The 16,463-nt window shown below is 28.3% G+C and carries 26 protein-coding genes; 24 read left to right on the forward strand and 2 right to left on the reverse strand.

Features of this window, described 5'->3' with window-relative positions; all coding sequences use genetic code 11:
* The coding region (locus Q0W06_RS16430; protein ID WP_366516797.1) for a Rho termination factor N-terminal domain-containing protein at positions 1-184 on the reverse strand (184 nt) is incomplete at its 3' end.
* Positions 185-271: 87 nt separating this feature from the next.
* A complete protein-coding gene (locus Q0W06_RS16435) occupies positions 272-433 on the reverse strand; it encodes a hypothetical protein (RefSeq protein ID WP_297638186.1) in 162 nt (53 codons plus the stop codon).
* Between the two features lie 424 nt (positions 434-857).
* Between Q0W06_RS16435 and Q0W06_RS16440 the strand changes: the two genes are divergently transcribed.
* The 24 genes from Q0W06_RS16440 to Q0W06_RS16555 form a co-directional block, all read left to right on the forward strand.
* Positions 858-1,040: a helix-turn-helix domain-containing protein gene (locus Q0W06_RS16440; RefSeq protein ID WP_297638189.1), complete on the forward strand. Its 183-nt coding sequence runs from the start codon at positions 858-860 to the stop codon at positions 1,038-1,040.
* 12 nt (positions 1,041-1,052) lie between these two features.
* The gene (locus tag Q0W06_RS16445) at positions 1,053-1,418 is read left to right on the forward strand and encodes a hypothetical protein (RefSeq protein WP_297638192.1); all 366 of its coding nucleotides are present in this window, start codon (positions 1,053-1,055) and stop codon (positions 1,416-1,418) included.
* Between the two features lies 1 nt (position 1,419).
* Positions 1,420-1,734, forward strand: a complete 315-nt coding sequence (locus Q0W06_RS16450; RefSeq protein WP_297638195.1) for a hypothetical protein — start codon at positions 1,420-1,422, stop codon at positions 1,732-1,734.
* Positions 1,735-2,128: 394 nt separating this feature from the next.
* Positions 2,129-2,266: a hypothetical protein gene (locus Q0W06_RS16455; RefSeq protein ID WP_297638198.1), complete on the forward strand. Its 138-nt coding sequence runs from the start codon at positions 2,129-2,131 to the stop codon at positions 2,264-2,266.
* Between the two features lie 9 nt (positions 2,267-2,275).
* Positions 2,276-3,025, forward strand: coding sequence for a replication initiator protein A (locus tag Q0W06_RS16460; protein WP_297638201.1), 750 nt, complete (start codon positions 2,276-2,278; stop codon positions 3,023-3,025).
* A gap of 3 nt (positions 3,026-3,028) precedes the next feature.
* On the forward strand, positions 3,029-3,757 hold the full coding sequence (locus tag Q0W06_RS16465) for an ATP-binding protein (RefSeq protein WP_297638204.1): 729 nt from the start codon (positions 3,029-3,031) through the stop codon (positions 3,755-3,757).
* Between the two features lie 68 nt (positions 3,758-3,825).
* Complete coding sequence (locus Q0W06_RS16470) at positions 3,826-3,981, forward strand: hypothetical protein (protein ID WP_297638207.1); 156 nt, start codon at positions 3,826-3,828, stop codon at positions 3,979-3,981.
* A gap of 54 nt (positions 3,982-4,035) precedes the next feature.
* The gene (locus Q0W06_RS16475; RefSeq protein ID WP_297638210.1) at positions 4,036-4,350 is read left to right on the forward strand and encodes a hypothetical protein; all 315 of its coding nucleotides are present in this window, start codon (positions 4,036-4,038) and stop codon (positions 4,348-4,350) included.
* The gene (locus Q0W06_RS16480) at positions 4,343-4,855 is read left to right on the forward strand and encodes a terminase small subunit (RefSeq protein WP_297638213.1); all 513 of its coding nucleotides are present in this window, start codon (positions 4,343-4,345) and stop codon (positions 4,853-4,855) included. Before Q0W06_RS16475 ends, Q0W06_RS16480 begins: the two co-directional genes overlap by 8 nt.
* Positions 4,845-5,276 carry a hypothetical protein gene (locus Q0W06_RS16485; RefSeq protein ID WP_297638216.1) on the forward strand — a complete coding sequence of 144 codons (432 nt, stop codon included), beginning with the start codon at positions 4,845-4,847 and terminating at the stop codon, positions 5,274-5,276. The genes Q0W06_RS16480 and Q0W06_RS16485 overlap by 11 nt, the downstream gene beginning before the upstream one ends.
* A 181-nt stretch (positions 5,277-5,457) precedes the next feature.
* Positions 5,458-5,994: an HNH endonuclease gene (locus Q0W06_RS16490; protein ID WP_297638219.1), complete on the forward strand. Its 537-nt coding sequence runs from the start codon at positions 5,458-5,460 to the stop codon at positions 5,992-5,994.
* A 112-nt stretch (positions 5,995-6,106) separates the two neighbouring features.
* Positions 6,107-7,237, forward strand: coding sequence for a hypothetical protein (locus Q0W06_RS16495; RefSeq protein WP_297638220.1), 1,131 nt, complete (start codon positions 6,107-6,109; stop codon positions 7,235-7,237).
* A 59-nt stretch (positions 7,238-7,296) separates the two neighbouring features.
* Positions 7,297-8,475, forward strand: coding sequence for a phage portal protein (locus tag Q0W06_RS16500; protein WP_297638223.1), 1,179 nt, complete (start codon positions 7,297-7,299; stop codon positions 8,473-8,475).
* Positions 8,459-9,190 (forward strand): phage minor head protein, encoded by a 732-nt coding sequence (locus Q0W06_RS16505; protein ID WP_297638226.1) that lies wholly within the window; start codon positions 8,459-8,461, stop codon positions 9,188-9,190. The genes Q0W06_RS16500 and Q0W06_RS16505 overlap by 17 nt, the downstream gene beginning before the upstream one ends.
* Positions 9,191-9,200: 10 nt before the next feature.
* Entirely contained in the window at positions 9,201-9,554 is a 354-nt protein-coding gene (locus Q0W06_RS16510; protein ID WP_297638228.1) for a Gp49 family protein, read from the forward strand.
* Positions 9,555-9,573: 19 nt separating this feature from the next.
* Positions 9,574-11,196, forward strand: a complete 1,623-nt coding sequence (locus tag Q0W06_RS16515; protein ID WP_297638231.1) for a phage major capsid protein — start codon at positions 9,574-9,576, stop codon at positions 11,194-11,196.
* Positions 11,197-11,284: 88 nt separating this feature from the next.
* Positions 11,285-11,848, forward strand: coding sequence for a hypothetical protein (locus Q0W06_RS16520; protein ID WP_297638233.1), 564 nt, complete (start codon positions 11,285-11,287; stop codon positions 11,846-11,848).
* A gap of 2 nt (positions 11,849-11,850) precedes the next feature.
* Positions 11,851-12,324 (forward strand): hypothetical protein, encoded by a 474-nt coding sequence (locus Q0W06_RS16525; protein ID WP_297638236.1) that lies wholly within the window; start codon positions 11,851-11,853, stop codon positions 12,322-12,324.
* Entirely contained in the window at positions 12,321-12,674 is a 354-nt protein-coding gene (locus Q0W06_RS16530; protein WP_297638239.1) for a hypothetical protein, read from the forward strand. The genes Q0W06_RS16525 and Q0W06_RS16530 overlap by 4 nt, the downstream gene beginning before the upstream one ends.
* Entirely contained in the window at positions 12,667-13,161 is a 495-nt protein-coding gene (locus Q0W06_RS16535; protein ID WP_297638242.1) for a hypothetical protein, read from the forward strand. The genes Q0W06_RS16530 and Q0W06_RS16535 overlap by 8 nt, the downstream gene beginning before the upstream one ends.
* Positions 13,161-14,219: a hypothetical protein gene (locus Q0W06_RS16540; protein ID WP_297638245.1), complete on the forward strand. Its 1,059-nt coding sequence runs from the start codon at positions 13,161-13,163 to the stop codon at positions 14,217-14,219. Before Q0W06_RS16535 ends, Q0W06_RS16540 begins: the two co-directional genes overlap by 1 nt.
* Positions 14,219-14,620 (forward strand): hypothetical protein, encoded by a 402-nt coding sequence (locus tag Q0W06_RS16545; protein WP_297638248.1) that lies wholly within the window; start codon positions 14,219-14,221, stop codon positions 14,618-14,620. Before Q0W06_RS16540 ends, Q0W06_RS16545 begins: the two co-directional genes overlap by 1 nt.
* 11 nt (positions 14,621-14,631) lie before the next feature.
* Complete coding sequence (locus Q0W06_RS16550; RefSeq protein WP_297638251.1) at positions 14,632-14,970, forward strand: hypothetical protein; 339 nt, start codon at positions 14,632-14,634, stop codon at positions 14,968-14,970.
* Positions 14,971-15,155: 185 nt separating this feature from the next.
* A partial coding sequence (locus Q0W06_RS16555; protein ID WP_297638254.1) for a hypothetical protein occupies positions 15,156-16,463 on the forward strand: 1,308 nt, incomplete at its 3' end.

The following is a 16,463-nucleotide window of genomic DNA, read 5'->3' on the forward strand; positions in this document are numbered from 1 at the left end:
CTATTAATTCAACTTCTTCTGGAATAGTTTTTTCAAATTTCTCCTGAAGTGTTGGTTCTCTAAGTAATTCTTCTAATTCTACTTTTTTCAACTGACTATAACCTTTTAAACCTCTTTCTTTAGCTAATTCTCTAAGCTCTTTTACCGTCATATGGATGACCTCCTTTTTAGTTTTTAATAACATACTTAACAGTTGTTAGGGGAAACAACTTTTTTCACTTTGGGGGTTAGTGAGTTAAGTATGTAATTAAACACTAAAGTCTTAGTGAGCCTATTTTACGAGGCTCACAACATACTTAGTACCTTCTTTATCATATTCTTCTATTTCTTCTTTAAAACATTTATCGCAAAGATTATTGTGCCAATCTTTCATGTATTCATCTTTTACAATATATTTTGCTTCTTTTTCTCCACATTCGCAAATTACTGACATAGTATACCTCCTACAAGTGCTGACCAAACTACCATCCAACCTAAACATATATAGATTACATTAAGCATAAATTCTCACTTCCTCATTCACTTTATCCCAAGTACCTACAATTGTTTTTCCTTTGAACTCAACTTTCCAGAAGTTGTTAGATAATCTTTTAAATTTCATATGTCCTCCACTATTTACAAGGACCACTAAATATGTTACACTCTGACTGTCATGTTTTACAGGTGTTCACATTTTTGTGGATGCCTTTTTTTATTTTTTGTATCTCTCGCTTACAAGAATATAATATCATATATTTTATAAAAAGTAAATAGTTTTTTGAAATATTGTTTTAATTTTTTTAATATAGTTTATAAAAGAATTGTAATATTAAATTAAATATGATATAATTTAATTATAAAAACTAAGGAGGATCATTATGAATAGATTAGAGGAACTTTTATATCACTTAAAAAAAGATATGAAAAATAAAAAAATAAAATCTATTGTTATGGCTAAAGATTTAGGAATATCTAATGTTACTATAACAAATACATTTAAAGGTAAAATAGGAAGTTTTGAAACATTGAATAAAATAATAGATTATATAGATAATAAATAAAGGAGGCGCGATATGGATTTATTAAAAAAAATACACGAATTAAAATGTAAAATGTTTGGACACGCATATATTTATACTGGAATTTTGGAAAGAGAAGTTGATGAAGATATAAACGACGAATATCAAAGAGTGGCTATATATAGTACAAGAAGATGTATTGTGTGTGGTGAAGCGCTTAGAGAAACACCGACGTATCAAATAAGAAAAAAACCTAAAATGTGCACTTGCATTAAAGAAGTTTATAATTTCAAAGAAAATAAGATGTATGAGATTTTTGGGAATGGAGAAGATAGGAAACAAACAGTACTTGTAGACGAATTAGGGATTATAGCTTATTTTGAACAAGATATTTTTAATCATTTTTTTAAGGAGGATTAATATGAAAAAATTATTATTAGGAATTTTTATTTCTCTATCTTTAGGAGTTGCAGCATGTGAATTTGATGATATGACAAGATATTTTACTTCTGGATCTGGATTAGTTGAAGTAAAAGAAAATGTGATTTATGTAAATAATATGAAATGGTGGAATAATATGACTGTTGAACAAAAAGAAAAACTAGCAAATGTATTTAGAACAGTTAGTAAAAACCATGATAAAGTTTTAATAAATGAAGTTAGGGATAATAAAACAAATATATTATTAGCTCAATTCAAAGTTTGGGATAATGAAATAAAAGTTATTGAAAAATAGTTAAAATTGTGTTAATATATATGTATATTCCAATTAAATTTTTAATTTTCGTAAGATACGTGAAAAGGCATGAATAAAAGTAGAGTATCTCATTTGAGTATATTATAAGTTCGTTCCGACCAAGAAAAGAAACTTATAATATAATTTGGTTGATACTCTCTTTTTTTTATTTGACAAATACATATTAATGAGGTAAACTTATGTTAATAAAATACTCAGGGTAAAGTTTTGGTGGGAAACTAGGGATTAATAAAAAATTAAATAACCTCCTATGTTCATGGCATTGTCGTAAAGATGATGCCTTTTTTTATTTGTTACAATTTGTAGTAAGTTGCTTGACAATGTGGCAACGTATATTGTATAATAGTGGTAACAATTAATGGAGGTGTTGAAGTTGGATATATTTATGAAACTTAGAGTTACATTAGAATTTAGAAACAAAATTAGAAGGTTGTGCGAAATTAAAGAAAAAAGTTTTTCTGAGATAGTTAGAGAATATTTAGAAAAAGAATTTAAAAAAAATAATATCTAGGAGCGAGAAATGAGAGCAATAAAAAAAGTAGATTTAGAAAATATAAATTATTATCAAACTCCAAAGTGGTTGTTTGATTTATTGTTAGAAGGAAAAATAACTCCTGGAGCATATTCTACTTATATTTTAATGTACGATAGAATTAGATTGTCCTCTAAAAACGGTTGGATAGACAAAGATGGAGATGTCTATATAAAGTATTCTTATGAAGAAATGTTAAGTGATTTAAAATTAAATAGTAAGACACAGATTCAAAGAAACTTATCTAAATTATTAGAGCTTGGACTTATAGAAAAGAAGAGGAATTTCAGCTCCAGCACTACGTATTATCTTAATATTTACAGTAGTACACAAAATGTGGTAGACAGTAGTACACAAAATGTGGTAGACAGTAGTACACAAAATGTGGTAGACAGTAGTACACAAAATGTGGAGACTAGTAAGAATAATATTAATAAGAATAATATTAATAAGAATAATATTAGTAATAGCGCTACTGATAAACAGAAAAAATTTAATGAAGAATTGCAAACATTTAAATCTGAGTTATCGATGATGATACGAGAAAAGAATTTCAAGATAACTGCTGAAGAATTATTAAAAATATCTGGTGGAGATTTTGAGATAATAAAAAAGCAATTTAAAAACTTTGGAGATAAAGGACTTAGATATTTAATATCTTCTATAAAAAATAATTATGAAACTCCAATAGATACTAAAAAAACAAAAATAGAAAATCATGACAAAGGATGGTGGTAGTATATGAAAACCAATATAGAATACTGTAAAACTTGTGGAGAGATAATATTTTATACAGAAGATAAATACGATATATATGCATATTGTGATTGTGTAAGAAGAGAAAGAACAAAATTAAAGATAGCTAAATATAAAAAATTATCAATAACAGATAGAGAATTTGGAAATAATATATTTGAAAATTGTGAAACTACAAATGATAAAGAAAAGGCTCATTTGGAAAAATTTAAAAAATATTCCGAAAGATTTAAAAAAGCGCTAAATGAGAATATCGGGATATTAATGGCTGGGCTTCCAGGAACAGGAAAAACATTTTATGCAAATTGTATAGCTAATGAAATTCAATCAAAGGGATATACAGTTTTAAGTTTTAATTTATCTGGATATTTAAGAAAAATTCAAGAAGATTATAGCAATAAAAGAGATTTTGTGTCAGAGGAAGAAAAACTACTACATGCAGTAAAAGAAGTTGATTTGTTAATAATAGATGATTTAGGAAGTGAAAAATTAACAGATTGGGGAATAGAAAAGGTTTATAATTTAATTGATGAAAGATACAAAATAAAAAAACCAATTATAATAACTACCAATTTAAATAAAGAGTGTCTGGAAGAACATTTATTGTTAAATGGAAGTGATAAATTACTGGATAGAATAAAAAGCATGACAACTCCATTTATATTCGATTGGGAAAGCAGAAGAAAACCTAAAAAAACTGATATTTGGGATTAAAAAGAATTGAATCAAAAGCAAATATAATGTATAATTTAATTAAGAAATATATATAAAAAGGTGATTATTTGAAACCAATAATAATATCTAATAAAGAACTAGAAAATATTGCAAATTTAAAATTAAGTCAAAAATATGAAGAATATTTATTAGAAAATGATTTACATGATACACTAGAAAATGCTAAAGATTTTATTTTAAGTTTTTTAACTAAAAAATCTTAGGAGGGAATAATGAGAACTAGGAACAAAGAACCTACATACAAAGGAAGTGGTTAAATGAATGGATTAGATATTAAAATTAATAAACTCATATTAGCACTTCGTATGAAAAATAGAATAGTAACTCTAAGTAAACCAGAATTTTATTCTTATAAACTAGAAAAAGTTATGAAAAAATATGAGTTTAAAGAAATGACCAGATTGGAAGTAGAATTAAGAAAACAATTGAGAATTGAAAAAAATAAAGATAAAATAAAATCTTTGAAAGCTGAAATAAAAGAAATTAAATTAGAATCAGTAGAATTTCTAAATAAAAAAGATTTAATATTATTTCTAGTTGATACTCTAAAAAATGGTGATCCTAATGAATAAAATTGGTAAAATGAGTGAGAAAATGAAATTATTTGCTGATTATTACTTAGAACACCTAAATGGTACTAAAGCCTATATGGATGCTTATAATTGTAAGAATGAAATAACAGCAAGAACTAATGCCTATAAAAACCTACAAAAGCCTATTATAAAGGATTACGTCGAATCTAGGTTGAAAGAGATAGAATCAAAACGAATAGCTTCTATAACTGAAATTATGGAGTTTTACACTGATGTTTTAAGAGGTAATGAAACTGATGCCTTTGGATTAGATGTTGGAATTGATTCTAGATTAAAAGCAGCAGAGCAATTAGGAAAAAGGTTAGGTATGGGTGTTACATCTAAGGAACAAGAATATAAATTAAAATCTTTAGAATTAGAAATAGAAAAAAAGAAATTAGAGATTGAAAAAATAAAAATTGGCGATGATGTAGATAGCAACAAAACAATGGAAGCTATTGATAAATTATCTAAAAAATTAGAGAGTGATTTTAATGAAGGATAATGAAAGATTAGCAATACATAATTTATTATCAAAATATAAAGATGATCCGATAAAATTTTGTAAATCTATATTAGAAGCACATTTGATATATGATGGTCAAAAAAGAATATTAGAATCAATAAAAGAATATCCAATAACTGTTGTTCCTTCTGGACATAGTACAGGTAAATCTTCAAGCGCTGCATTTATAACATTATGGTGGATAACTACAAGATTTAAATCAAGAGTTATAGTAACTGCTCCAACATGGCGGCAATTACAAACAGTATTTTATGCCGAGGTAAATAAATGGTATAATAAATCATTATTAAAAGATTTTGATATGTTTTTATTGAAACAAAATATAATGCAATTTAACCATTTAGATTATAAAAAAGAATGGTATATGCTGCCAATATCTCCTAAGAACCCGGATAAATAAACCTGTCCCTTTACACAGCGATGTGTATCGAAAATCGCGTGAACCTCGAAAGAGGGTGTGCCTTCAAGGTGCTAACGGAGAAACCCTAACGTATAAAGTCGAGGGCAATTCCGTGCTAAGTTTTTCAAATGTATATTGTACAAGGTCAACAAATGTGTTATAATATATCAGAGGTGATGATATGGAAATATTTGTTGATGTAAAAGGCTACGAAGGTCTTTATAAGGTAAGTAACTATGGTAAAGTTTTGAGTGTTAAAAGTGGTAAAGTTAGAAAGAATTGCAAAAAAACAAGAAAGTGTGGGAAAATAGATTTCTATGTAAACTTGCATAAAAATAACCAGGAAAAAAGATTCGCGATACATAGGCTTGTAGGCGAAGCGTTTGTTCCTAATCCCGAAAGAAAAACTCAAATAAATCATATAGATGGAAACCCGAGCAATAATCATTATTCTAATTTGGAATGGGTTACTCCTTATGAAAATATAAGACATGCCATAGAAAACAAACTTCAAAGAGACAGAAGAACCTATGAAGCTGGATCTAAGCCTAAGGGAATTTTAATTTATAACCAAAATGAAAGAATAGAGTTTAAAAGTATAGGTGAGTGTGCAGAGTATTTAGATAAAGAAAATAAAAAATCTGTAAAAAATTGCTTATCTAGAGCTGTTAAAAAAGGTTATAAAGTAAAAGGATATACAGTTGAATTAAAAGTGTAGAGACTATCCTATATGGAGTAGGGGAAGGGTGAAAATCCCTTTCTCGAAGTGCGTGACACCTTACGAGGTGATGATATAGTCCGACACCATTGGAAACAATGGATAAAACAGTTTGGGGTTACAAGGTCAGCATGGAGATAAAAGCCAATTAGTTGAAGAAATAATGAAAGAGTTAGGTATAGTTAGCATTGATACTGATGACCAAATATCTGATGTTATATCTAAACTAAGAGAAGTTGATGAAGCTGGAAATAAAAGAGAAGATAATATTTTAGTAATTATTGATGAAGCTTCTGGAGTAGATGATAAAATACCTGAAGTTCTTGAAGGAGTAGACCCAACAAGAATGGTTGTATTTGGTAACATGACTAGAACAGATGGTTTTTTCTATGAATGGGCTTACAATATGCAAGATGAATCTTTGAATGTTATTACTTTATCAAGTTATGATAGTCCTTATATGTCTAAATCTCAAATTGAATCAATGGAAAGAAGATATGGTAAAGATTCTGATGTTATAAAAGTTAGATTAAAAGGATTGCCACCTTCTGGAAATGCTAATTCATGTATAGCTAGAAGTTTATGTGAAAGCAACATAGATGTAGAGCCTAGATATAGATTTAATGATTTTGAAGTTATGGGACTTGACCCAGCTCGTTTTGGTGGAGATTATACTGTTGGATATAGTTCTACTGGAAGTAATTTTAAATTAGAATTTTATTTTAATAAAGAATCTACAATGCAATGTGTTGGTGAAGTTGCTAGATGGTGTAGAAGAAGTCCAAATAAAAAACATTTTTTATTTATGGATGCCACAGGACTTGGAGGACCAATAGCAGATAGATTAAATGAACTTATTGATGAAGATTATTATAATAGAAATACAGATGATTATAATCCAATAGTTCCTAATTTAGAAATAATTGAAGTTCACTTTGGTGGTAAACCAAGAGATACCGAGGAGTATTCTAATGCTATAACTGAAATGTTTTTTGTATGTAAAGAAAGATTAGAAAAAAAAGATATAGTAATGCCAAATGATAAAGAACTAATTCAAGATTTAAGTGGAAGATTGTATAATTTCGATAGTTATGGTAGAGTTATAGTAGAGAAAAAAGAAAAATTTAAAGAAAGAATTAAAAGATCTCCTGGTAAAGGTGATGCTTTTCTTCTATGTGTTTATGGTGTAGATTATGAAGCATCTGATATTATTGGTGGATTTGAAGTTATTGACATGGATTAAGGAGGTGATTAAAAATAAACATATTAAAAGCAGCTAAGAATTTTATTAAAAGTATTCCTATGCCTTGGGGATATTCTACATATGATTCTTATAATGTAAACTATGATGTTTTTGTTAAACAAGCATATGAAAATCCATTTATTCAAGCTCCATTCCATGAATTTGTAACTGATTTAAAAGCTTTAAAGTTTGAAGTCTATAAAGATGATAAACTATCTGAAAGTATGGGAGCTAAATTTGTAATGGCTTCACTTGATAGACCTAATAAAGAACTTGCATTTAGTGATTTTATTGAAGCGATAGCAACTTATTTAATATTTGGTGGTAGATGTTTGTTATACAAAACACAAGGAATATTAAGTAGAGATATTTATATTTATTCTCCAGATTCATTTCAAATTTATAGAAATGAAAGTAATTTACAAATAGATAGAATAGAACTAGGAAATACTTCTATTACTGGAAAAGAATTAGATAATTATCATATTATAAAAACATTTGATCCAGGAGATAAAATAGCTGGTAAAGGAAATGGATATTCAAAAATTAAGCCATTAGCAATGGTTGGAGATATGTTAAATTTCTTATTAATACATAACTGCACACTATTAAAAAATGGAGGGAGAACATCAGGAATTTATACATTACCACAAGATACAACTAAAACACAAATTGATGAAATTAAAAGAGTTTTTTCTTCTCAAAATGGAGCAAGAGAAGCTGGAAAAGTTGCATTTGTTAAAAGTGGAAGTGGAACATTTACTCCATTCTCTACCAATCCAAAAGACCTTGACTGGGTAAATGGAATGATAGAACTACAAAAGATTATTTGTAGAGTTATGGGAGTTCCAGAAGCTTTAGTAATGAATGAAAATTCTACTTATAACAATTTAGAAGGATTCAAGAAAAAGGTGTATGAAGACACGATAATTCCATTTGCTAATAAATTATGTGAAGAACTCACATATTTCTTTAAAAATGATTTAGAAGCTGGAGAAAAAATATCAATTAATACATCCAATATAAAAGCCTTACAAGTTGATTTGTGGGATAAAATTAAAAAATGTGCTGAATCTCTTGAAGGTAAAGTTACAATAAATAATTTTATAGTAATTATAAATACAACTTTTGACCTTGCTATACCTACTTTAAAAGGCGAGGAAGGTAATAAGGTGTTAATTAGTTCTAACATGATGTTCTTGGATGAATTAGGGGTAAGCTATGAACCTAAAACATAAAAAGTTATTAGCTAATAGAGTTAGAGTTTTAAGAAGTAGATTAGAAAATGAAAATGAAAAAATAATTTCAGAAATTTTTATAGAATTTGCAAATGAAATTGATAGTAAAATTAATAAATTTGATTTATTTGAAATAGATTTTACAAATTTTATAAGAAATATTAGAAGATCTCTTTTAAATATGCTGACTAAAAACTCTAATAGAACAGTACAATGGTGTAAAACATTATTTGGATGGAAATTAGAAGGTAGTGCAATAAATAATATCACTAGCAAAGTTATAAATAATTATAATAAAAATATAGCAGCTTCTAAAATCAAAGGAATAGAAGAAACTACAAGAGAAATAATAAATAATATAATTACAAAAGGACAGGCAAGTGGTAGAAATACAAAAGATATAGCCAATGATATAGTGAGTTCTGTAAAAGATATGTCAGTATCAAGGGCAAGAATAATAGCAACAACAGAAACAGCAAACGCAGTAAATGAAACAACACATGAAACAGCAGTAGAAGCTGGAATGTCTAAAAAAACGTGGTTGCATGTAGGTGGCGGATTTGAAGATAGAGAATCACATTTGGCTTTAGACGGGAAAACTATAAAAGTTAACGAATACTTTGTAATTAATGGGAATAGAGCTTTGCACCCTCACGACCAATCTTTGCCAGTTGGTGAAATAGTTAATTGCCACTGCATTTGTATATATGAGTAAAGGAGAGAGAATGAAAAAAGAAATTTCAATTTTAAAGGTTAGTTTATTGCACTTAGATGTATGCGGTGCAGTTGCGAAAGAAGAATTTAATATGTATGAAATAGAAAATAATAAAATACCTAATGAATTAGTTAAAAAATTCATAAAAAATAGAAAAATTAAAACTGAAAGAATATTTGGGAAATTGACAACAATTTTAGAGTATGAATTAAAAAATGGATTTACTGGAATAGAAAGCACTTCATGTGTGGATGAAAAAAATTATTCTGAAGAAATAGGAACTCAAATTTTAATGAAAAAATTAGAAGAGAAAATTTGGTTTGGACTAGGATTTGCTTTAGGAATGGCACAAAATAAAGACTAGTTTAAAGGAGGTGCTTTAAGTGGCATTACTTAAAGAAGTTAAGATTGACTTTATTTCGCTAGTAACGAAAGCAGCAAATAAAAAAAGATTTGCTATTGTTAAAAGTGAAGATGGAAATTTAGAATTAGATAGTTTTATCTTAAAACAAGATGAAGATAAAAGATTAGTAACTTGTGTAGTGTATGAACCATTTGTTAAAGATGCTCACGGGGATTATATGCTACCTGAGGATATAGAAAAAGCAGCACATAATTTTCTAGTGAATGGTAAAGGTTCAGATATTCAACATGATAATAAAAAAGCTAATGTTGATATAGTAGAAAGCTGGGTAGCTAAAACAGATACAATGGTTGGAGGACAAGAAATAAAGGCTGGTACTTGGATGGCAACAGCAAAAGTCAATGACGATTTAATCTGGAAGGCAATAAAAGAAGGAACATTAACAGGGTTTTCAATGGGTGGAACAGCACAAAAAATAAATAAAAATGATGATACGGAGGATAAATCAATGGATGAAATTAAAAAAATGATAGCAGAGTTAATTGAAAAAGGTGTGTCAGCAGAGGCAATAAAAGCATTAACTGAAAGAATTGAAAAAATGGAAAAAACTATAAAAGAAGGTCCACAAGAAACTGAGATTCAAAAAGCTGAAAGAATAAAAAAAGAAGAAGAAATAACTACTTTAAAATCTACAATTGAAAAAATGGATGAAGCAATAAAAAATATGACAGCTCCAGGAGCTACAACTGATTCAATAGCTAAAGCAGAAGAAGAATATTCTGAAGCATTAAGAAAAGCTACTCTAGTTAGTGGTGCTTCATTAGTTCCAAAACCTTTATCTAATCAAATGGTTAAGGATATGAAAGAAATAGCTCCATTCTTTAATGAAGGTCAAATGATAACTGCAACTGGAACAACTATTAGAGTTCCTATTAGAAAGCCTAGTGCTACAAATACGGCTAAATCTAAAAAAGAAGGTCAAGAAACTGCAAAAGGAGAAACTAATTTCACAGAAATTGAAATTTCGAAAGGTGTTATCCAATCTATAATTCCAATAACTGACGAACTTAGAAGAGATAGTCAATTTAATGTAGCTGCATTAGTTAGAGAGTATGGAGTGGAAGATATAGCTGAAGAAATAGCTTTAAGAACATTTAAAGGTGTAATTGATACTGATAATAAAATTGAAGGATTCAGTAAAAATACAGATTTTGCTGCAAGATCTAAAGAAGAAACTACTGCCGGAAAATTAACTTGGGATGAATTAATGGTTATAAAATCAGAAGTAAAACCTCAGTATTATGCTGGTGCTAAATGGTATGTTTCTAAAGCTGCTATGTTAGAAATGAAAACTTTAAAAGACTTACAAGGTAGACCTTTATGGATTGAATCTTTAATACCTGGACAACCTTCTACATTTGATGGACATCCTGTTGTATTATGTTGGCAAATGGATGATACATTCCCAGTTCTATTTGCAAATTTCAAAAGATTATACGTGTATTTTGTAGATTATCAAATGGAATCTGAAATGGAAAGAAACGGAAAAGCTGGTATAAATGATGAAATTTTAAGAGCTAGATTAGGTGGAAAAGTTGTTAATATTGAAGCTGGTTACATGTTAAAAAAAAAGACAGTATAGCATTATCAAGTAGGTCAAGAAGAACAAACACAAGTAAAGGCATAGATGAAGGGTTATAATACCCTTCATTCTTTGGAAAAGGTGGTATATGGAAACTAATCCTTTATTAAATGCAGAAACTAAAAAAATAATAGAAAATGAACTAGATTTAGAATCTGGGGAACTATCAGATTTTATGTTAAATGCTATTTGGGAATATATAATAAATTATATTGGATATGATCCAATGCTAAAAGAAAGAAAAGATGTTTTAAAAGGTACTGGAAACGAATTTATTTATTTAAATTGTAGACCCATAAAATCAGTAATTTCATTAAAATTAAATGGTAATATTGTAGAAAATCCAATTTTTTCAGATGAATTTATTAATATTTATACTAGAAAAGGATTTGAAAGATATGATTTACCATTACTACATGATGGATATACTGTTACTGATGATATAGAAGTTATATATAATGCTGGGTATGAAAAAATACCAAACTTATTAATACTAGCTGCAATATCATTTTTAAGTTATATAAAAACTGGATTAGGAGAAGAAGGAAATTTAAAATCTTATAAGATTAATACAATTTCTTATACTTTTAAAGATTTTTCTGAAAAAAGCAATGAATTTAAAGACCTTATGAATCAGTTTAAGAGTTGGTAATTATGAAAATAACTACAACATTAACAGAAACTAAAAGGATTAATAGAGAACTTGAATTTATGAGGAAAAATAAAATTAGAGTAGGAGTTTTAGGAGAGGGTGCAAATGATGTACAAGAAGGTGGAAAAACCATAAAGGAATATGCAGAACTAAATGAGTATGGAACAAGTAATATTCCAGCAAGACCTTTTTTCAGGGAAGCAACTGAATTTGGAGAATCACCTTCTTTAATCTCCAATAGAATAACAAGTGAAATAAAAAAAGTTATAAATAATAATAAAACTGGAGAAAAAGCTATGCAGTCAATTGGATTGTTTGTTAAAGGCAGAATACAACGGAGTATTAAAGCTGGAAACTGGACTCCAAATTCTCCAAGTACAATAAAAAGAAAAAGAAAAAAAGTAGGTATAAAACCTCCTTTAATAGAAACCGGAAGCCTTATAAGAGCAATAGATTATGAGATAAAGAGTAGGTGATTAAAATTGATAAAGTAATTTTATTGAAAAAACATTTAAAACAATTTAAATATAAATATACTGAAGATGATAAATATGTAAATGGTGTTTTAGTTACAGGAAAAGAAACTACAATTGATTTTAAAGCAGCTCCTTTTCCAGTAGATGCAAATACATTAAAATTATATCCACAAGGAACTGTAAATGTAGATGATATTCTACTTTATACTAAAAAAGTTCTAAATAATGTTAATGGTGAAGTAGTTAGAGTATCAACACAAGAAAATTATCGTATATTCGATATAGTTAAATATTTAGAGGTAGCAGATTTAAAGGTGTATTTAGTCAAGAGAGTTGATTCAAATGGATAAAATACATAAATTAATTGAAATTATCAATAATAATTTAGGTATAGAAACTATATTCGCATTTCAAGGTGGAAAACAACCTGAAAAACCATATATTTCAGTTCAGATTTTAGATATTGGACAAAAAAATAGAAAAGGATCTAAAAAAGTTTTGCCAGAAATGATGGCTGAAATAAAAAGGACAACACATGTAAATGCTATTTTACAATTTAATTGTATAGGAAATAATTTATTTGAATCAAAACAAACAGCATTATCTTTATTTGACTTTATAAATTTTAAATCAAGAGAAGTTTTTTGGGAAAATAAAATAGGTATAGTAAAAATAGGAAATATTATAGAAAGAACTGTTCCAATGGAAAATACAAAATATGAATACATAAATAATTTAGATGTAACTATTGAGTATGAAAGAACAGCACAATATAACATAGAAAACCTAGATTCTATTGTAATAGATGAAGGTACAAAGGTACAAAGGAGGAAATGATGGGTTTATTTTTTGGAAATAATGACGTAAAAGTCTTAATAGAAGCAGCTGGAAAATTAACATTAGGCAAGCTTGATAAAATGCTTATTATAACTAATGAGGAAGATATACCAGCAACGGCTTTAAGTGGGAGTGATGCAATAGCAGAACTTGAAGCAATATTAGTAGATAAACAAGCTCCAAAGCTTATTGAAGCATTAAGAGTAGCATTAGGACAAGAAGATAATAGTGGAAATAAATTAACTACAAGTTATATATTTGTTCTTGGTAAAAAAATAACTGCTGCAGATAATACAGCTTTATATGAAGCAGTAGAAGCATTTGATAAAACTAGAGAAGCTGACTTCTTTGGAATTGCTCCAGTATTTGAAGATGTTAAATTTGAGGAATGGGCGCAAACCTATGCTCCTAATCATATATTTTCAACATTCACAATAACAGCAAGAGCTTTAGAAGATAAAAGTAAAAGTGGTAGAATCTTTGGACAGAAAATGAAAGCACAAGGATATAATCATATAGCTTGGATGGCAAGAATATTATTTGCTAATAAATTTGTTGGACCTAAATTTAAAACATTGAACGGTTGTGTTACTGACCCTTTAACAGATGGAGAAGTAGAATTAATGACTAAAGCTGGATGGAATGAATATAGAAGTGTAAGAGGTAAAGGGCAAACCACTGGCTCTATATGTACAGATGCTAAAACTCATATAGATGAAACTATATTAAGAGATACTATTGTGTATAATGTTGCTAATAGCTTAATGGACATGTTTGTTAATGAAGAAATTGTTCCTATGGGTTATGATGGTAAAAAATTAATAACCGGATATATAGAAAGTGCTTTAATGTATTGTGGAAATTTAGGATTAATAGAAGTTGGACAAGATGGAGGGTATTTATTTAGTGTAAATGTTCCTGATTTTACAAAAGAAATGAAATCTTTAAGAGAATTATCTAGTAAAGACCCATTATTTACATATTCACCTAATATACCATTAGAGAAAATAACAGTAACAGGAAAAGAAATATTAGATTGGGCTGGAGGTGCTGCATAATGGCTATGGAAATGGAAAGATTATCTTTAATAGTAATACATCCAATTGTTGGAAGTACTGCTAGTTTAGAAGGCTTGGTAAATATAGAAACAGCACATTTAGAAGATAAAGAAACTTGGAGTGGAAAATCAGTAGAAGGGAAAAGAATATTAAAAAAATATAAAGACCCAAATATGAATATAACTGTAACAGTTCTTAGAGGTTCTGATATGGAAGTGGCTTTAAGTAGAGCATTATTATATCCTAAAGCAAAAGGTAGTGCTAGTTGGCTTGACGAAAGAATAGATGGAGTTATAAAAGGTGGAACTGGAGTATTAGAAGCAATTTCTCAAACTACTGATAACTTAACAGATGAAAATGCACAATTTATTTTAAGAATGTCAAAATATGTTTCAAGATAGGAGTGTTATAAATGGAAAATAAAAAAGTACAAATAGAAATGTATAATTCAGCAGATGAAAAAGTAAAAGTATTATTTGAAATAAGTCCTATGAAAAATAGATGGAAATATACAGAAATAATTTCTGAAGCTAAAGCTAAAACTGGTAATGATGAATTTAAATTGGCTCAAGAAATAGCTAAAGGATTATTCCCGGAAATGGTTAAATCTCCAAAATTTGAGTTGATTAAAAAAGTTAGCGAAGATGTATCAATGACAATAGACCAACAAATAAAAGAATATTTTATTAATGATCCTCAGAAATTAATACAAGTAGTTCAAGTGTTAATGGGTTTCATGAAAAGGGACTAAAAAGTATAAAATCAAAAGCAAAAACAAGATATGATTTAAGGAAAGGTAGGTGGGAAACTTACCTTTCTTTAATAAATAATGGTATTAATGCTGATATAAATTTTATATTAAATAGTTCAGACTTAGATTATGAAGAATTTTTAATGGCTGTTAAAAATTTTAAATTTAAAAAAGGTGGGTAAATCATGGCTGATACAATGATTTTAGAGATAGAAACTCTAATAAATAAAAGCTTATTAGAACAAACTGATAAAATAATTGGAGCAGTTGGGAAACAAGCACAAAAAACTGAGGATGCTATATCCAAAATGGGTGGAGCATTTAAAGGTGTAGCAGCTATGGCAGCGACATATTTATCAGTTGGACAAATTATAAAAGGAATAGATTTAGCAAGTGATTTTACAGAGAATAGAAACAAATTAGAAGCTGTATTTGTAGGGCAAGTTGAAGATGCTGATAAATTTATCAATGAAATGGCAGATAGCTTAAATTTAGGCAAAAGACAGCTTGAAAAAGAAATGGCTGATGTTGGAGCTATGATAAAAGGGATGGGATTTGAAGATACTGACCTTAAAGGAAATACACAAGCAGTTTTAAAGGCTGCAAAAGACGTAGCTTCATTCTATAATACAGATTTAGATAGTGCAATTAGAAGTGTAACATCAGCTATAAACGGCGAAGCTGAATCTTTGAAACAACTTACAGGAATAAATCTTCAAGAAACTCAAATGGCTGAATATTTTGAAAAATTAACTGGTGAAAAATGGGCTGATTTAGATAATACAGCTAAAGCACAGGTAAGATTAAATGCAGCGTTAGAAGGTATGAAAAAAAGTGGGGCTGCTGGAGATGCTGAAAAAACTAAAGATGAATATGCAGCGGTAGAAAGAAGTATAAAATCGTTAGTTGAAACAATAACTGGAGATTTTTTCATGTCAATGAAAGATTCTATGCTGCCAGCTTTACAAGAAACACAAGAATTTCTTAAAAACAATAAAGATGAAATTGTTGGTTTTGGTGAAAAGTTAGGAGAATTTGTAGGAGTTATAATAACTGGAGTTGGTGCAGTAACTAATTTTGTATCTGAAAATTCAGATTTAACGATGATATTAGGAGAGGTTGCATTAGTAGCTGGAGGACTTTTAGGAATTTATAAAACAGCAGTATTTCTAACAGAAACATGGGCAGCAGTTCAAGCAGTATTAAATGGAACTATGATGTTGAATCCAATCGGATTAGTTGTTGCTGGTATAGCTGGATTAGTTTATTTCTTATATCAAGCTTATCAAGGTTCTGAACAATTTAGAAATATGGTAGATAGTGTATTCGGTATATTAAAAAAAGGTTGGGAATGGTTAAAAGAAAGCAAATTAGGTCAAATGTTTTCTAAGTTATTCGGGAGTAGCGAAAAAGGAATTACATTATCACAAGAAGAAAAGAAAACTAATGAAAATATAAATAAAAGTGTTGAGGAAGTTATTGATTCAAAAGGA

This window comes from uncultured Clostridium sp. (assembly GCF_947072515.1).
Taxonomy (GTDB): domain Bacteria; phylum Bacillota; class Clostridia; order Clostridiales; family Clostridiaceae; genus Clostridium.

What these genes read in the sequence shown, in the direction of transcription:
- Q0W06_RS16475 (WP_297638210.1), top strand. Translation starts at nt 4,036, where the DNA reads ATGAATGGATTAGATATTAAAATTAATAAACTCATATTAGCACTTCGT.
- Q0W06_RS16500 (WP_297638223.1), top strand. Translation starts at nt 7,297, where the DNA reads ATGCCTTGGGGATATTCTACATATGATTCTTATAATGTAAACTATGAT.
- Q0W06_RS16450 (WP_297638195.1), top strand. Translation starts at nt 1,420, where the DNA reads ATGAAAAAATTATTATTAGGAATTTTTATTTCTCTATCTTTAGGAGTT.
- Q0W06_RS16445 (WP_297638192.1), top strand. Translation starts at nt 1,053, where the DNA reads ATGGATTTATTAAAAAAAATACACGAATTAAAATGTAAAATGTTTGGA.
- Q0W06_RS16510 (WP_297638228.1), top strand. Translation starts at nt 9,201, where the DNA reads ATGAAAAAAGAAATTTCAATTTTAAAGGTTAGTTTATTGCACTTAGAT.
- Q0W06_RS16435 (WP_297638186.1), bottom strand. Translation starts at nt 433, where the DNA reads ATGTCAGTAATTTGCGAATGTGGAGAAAAAGAAGCAAAATATATTGTA.
- Q0W06_RS16520 (WP_297638233.1), top strand. Translation starts at nt 11,285, where the DNA reads ATGGAAACTAATCCTTTATTAAATGCAGAAACTAAAAAAATAATAGAA.
- Q0W06_RS16540 (WP_297638245.1), top strand. Translation starts at nt 13,161, where the DNA reads ATGGGTTTATTTTTTGGAAATAATGACGTAAAAGTCTTAATAGAAGCA.
- Q0W06_RS16535 (WP_297638242.1), top strand. Translation starts at nt 12,667, where the DNA reads ATGGATAAAATACATAAATTAATTGAAATTATCAATAATAATTTAGGT.
- Q0W06_RS16525 (WP_297638236.1), top strand. Translation starts at nt 11,851, where the DNA reads ATGAAAATAACTACAACATTAACAGAAACTAAAAGGATTAATAGAGAA.
- Q0W06_RS16460 (WP_297638201.1), top strand. Translation starts at nt 2,276, where the DNA reads ATGAGAGCAATAAAAAAAGTAGATTTAGAAAATATAAATTATTATCAA.
- Q0W06_RS16545 (WP_297638248.1), top strand. Translation starts at nt 14,219, where the DNA reads ATGGCTATGGAAATGGAAAGATTATCTTTAATAGTAATACATCCAATT.
- Q0W06_RS16490 (WP_297638219.1), top strand. Translation starts at nt 5,458, where the DNA reads ATGGAAATATTTGTTGATGTAAAAGGCTACGAAGGTCTTTATAAGGTA.
- Q0W06_RS16480 (WP_297638213.1), top strand. Translation starts at nt 4,343, where the DNA reads ATGAATAAAATTGGTAAAATGAGTGAGAAAATGAAATTATTTGCTGAT.
- Q0W06_RS16440 (WP_297638189.1), top strand. Translation starts at nt 858, where the DNA reads ATGAATAGATTAGAGGAACTTTTATATCACTTAAAAAAAGATATGAAA.
- Q0W06_RS16505 (WP_297638226.1), top strand. Translation starts at nt 8,459, where the DNA reads ATGAACCTAAAACATAAAAAGTTATTAGCTAATAGAGTTAGAGTTTTA.
- Q0W06_RS16485 (WP_297638216.1), top strand. Translation starts at nt 4,845, where the DNA reads ATGAAGGATAATGAAAGATTAGCAATACATAATTTATTATCAAAATAT.
- Q0W06_RS16550 (WP_297638251.1), top strand. Translation starts at nt 14,632, where the DNA reads ATGGAAAATAAAAAAGTACAAATAGAAATGTATAATTCAGCAGATGAA.
- Q0W06_RS16465 (WP_297638204.1), top strand. Translation starts at nt 3,029, where the DNA reads ATGAAAACCAATATAGAATACTGTAAAACTTGTGGAGAGATAATATTT.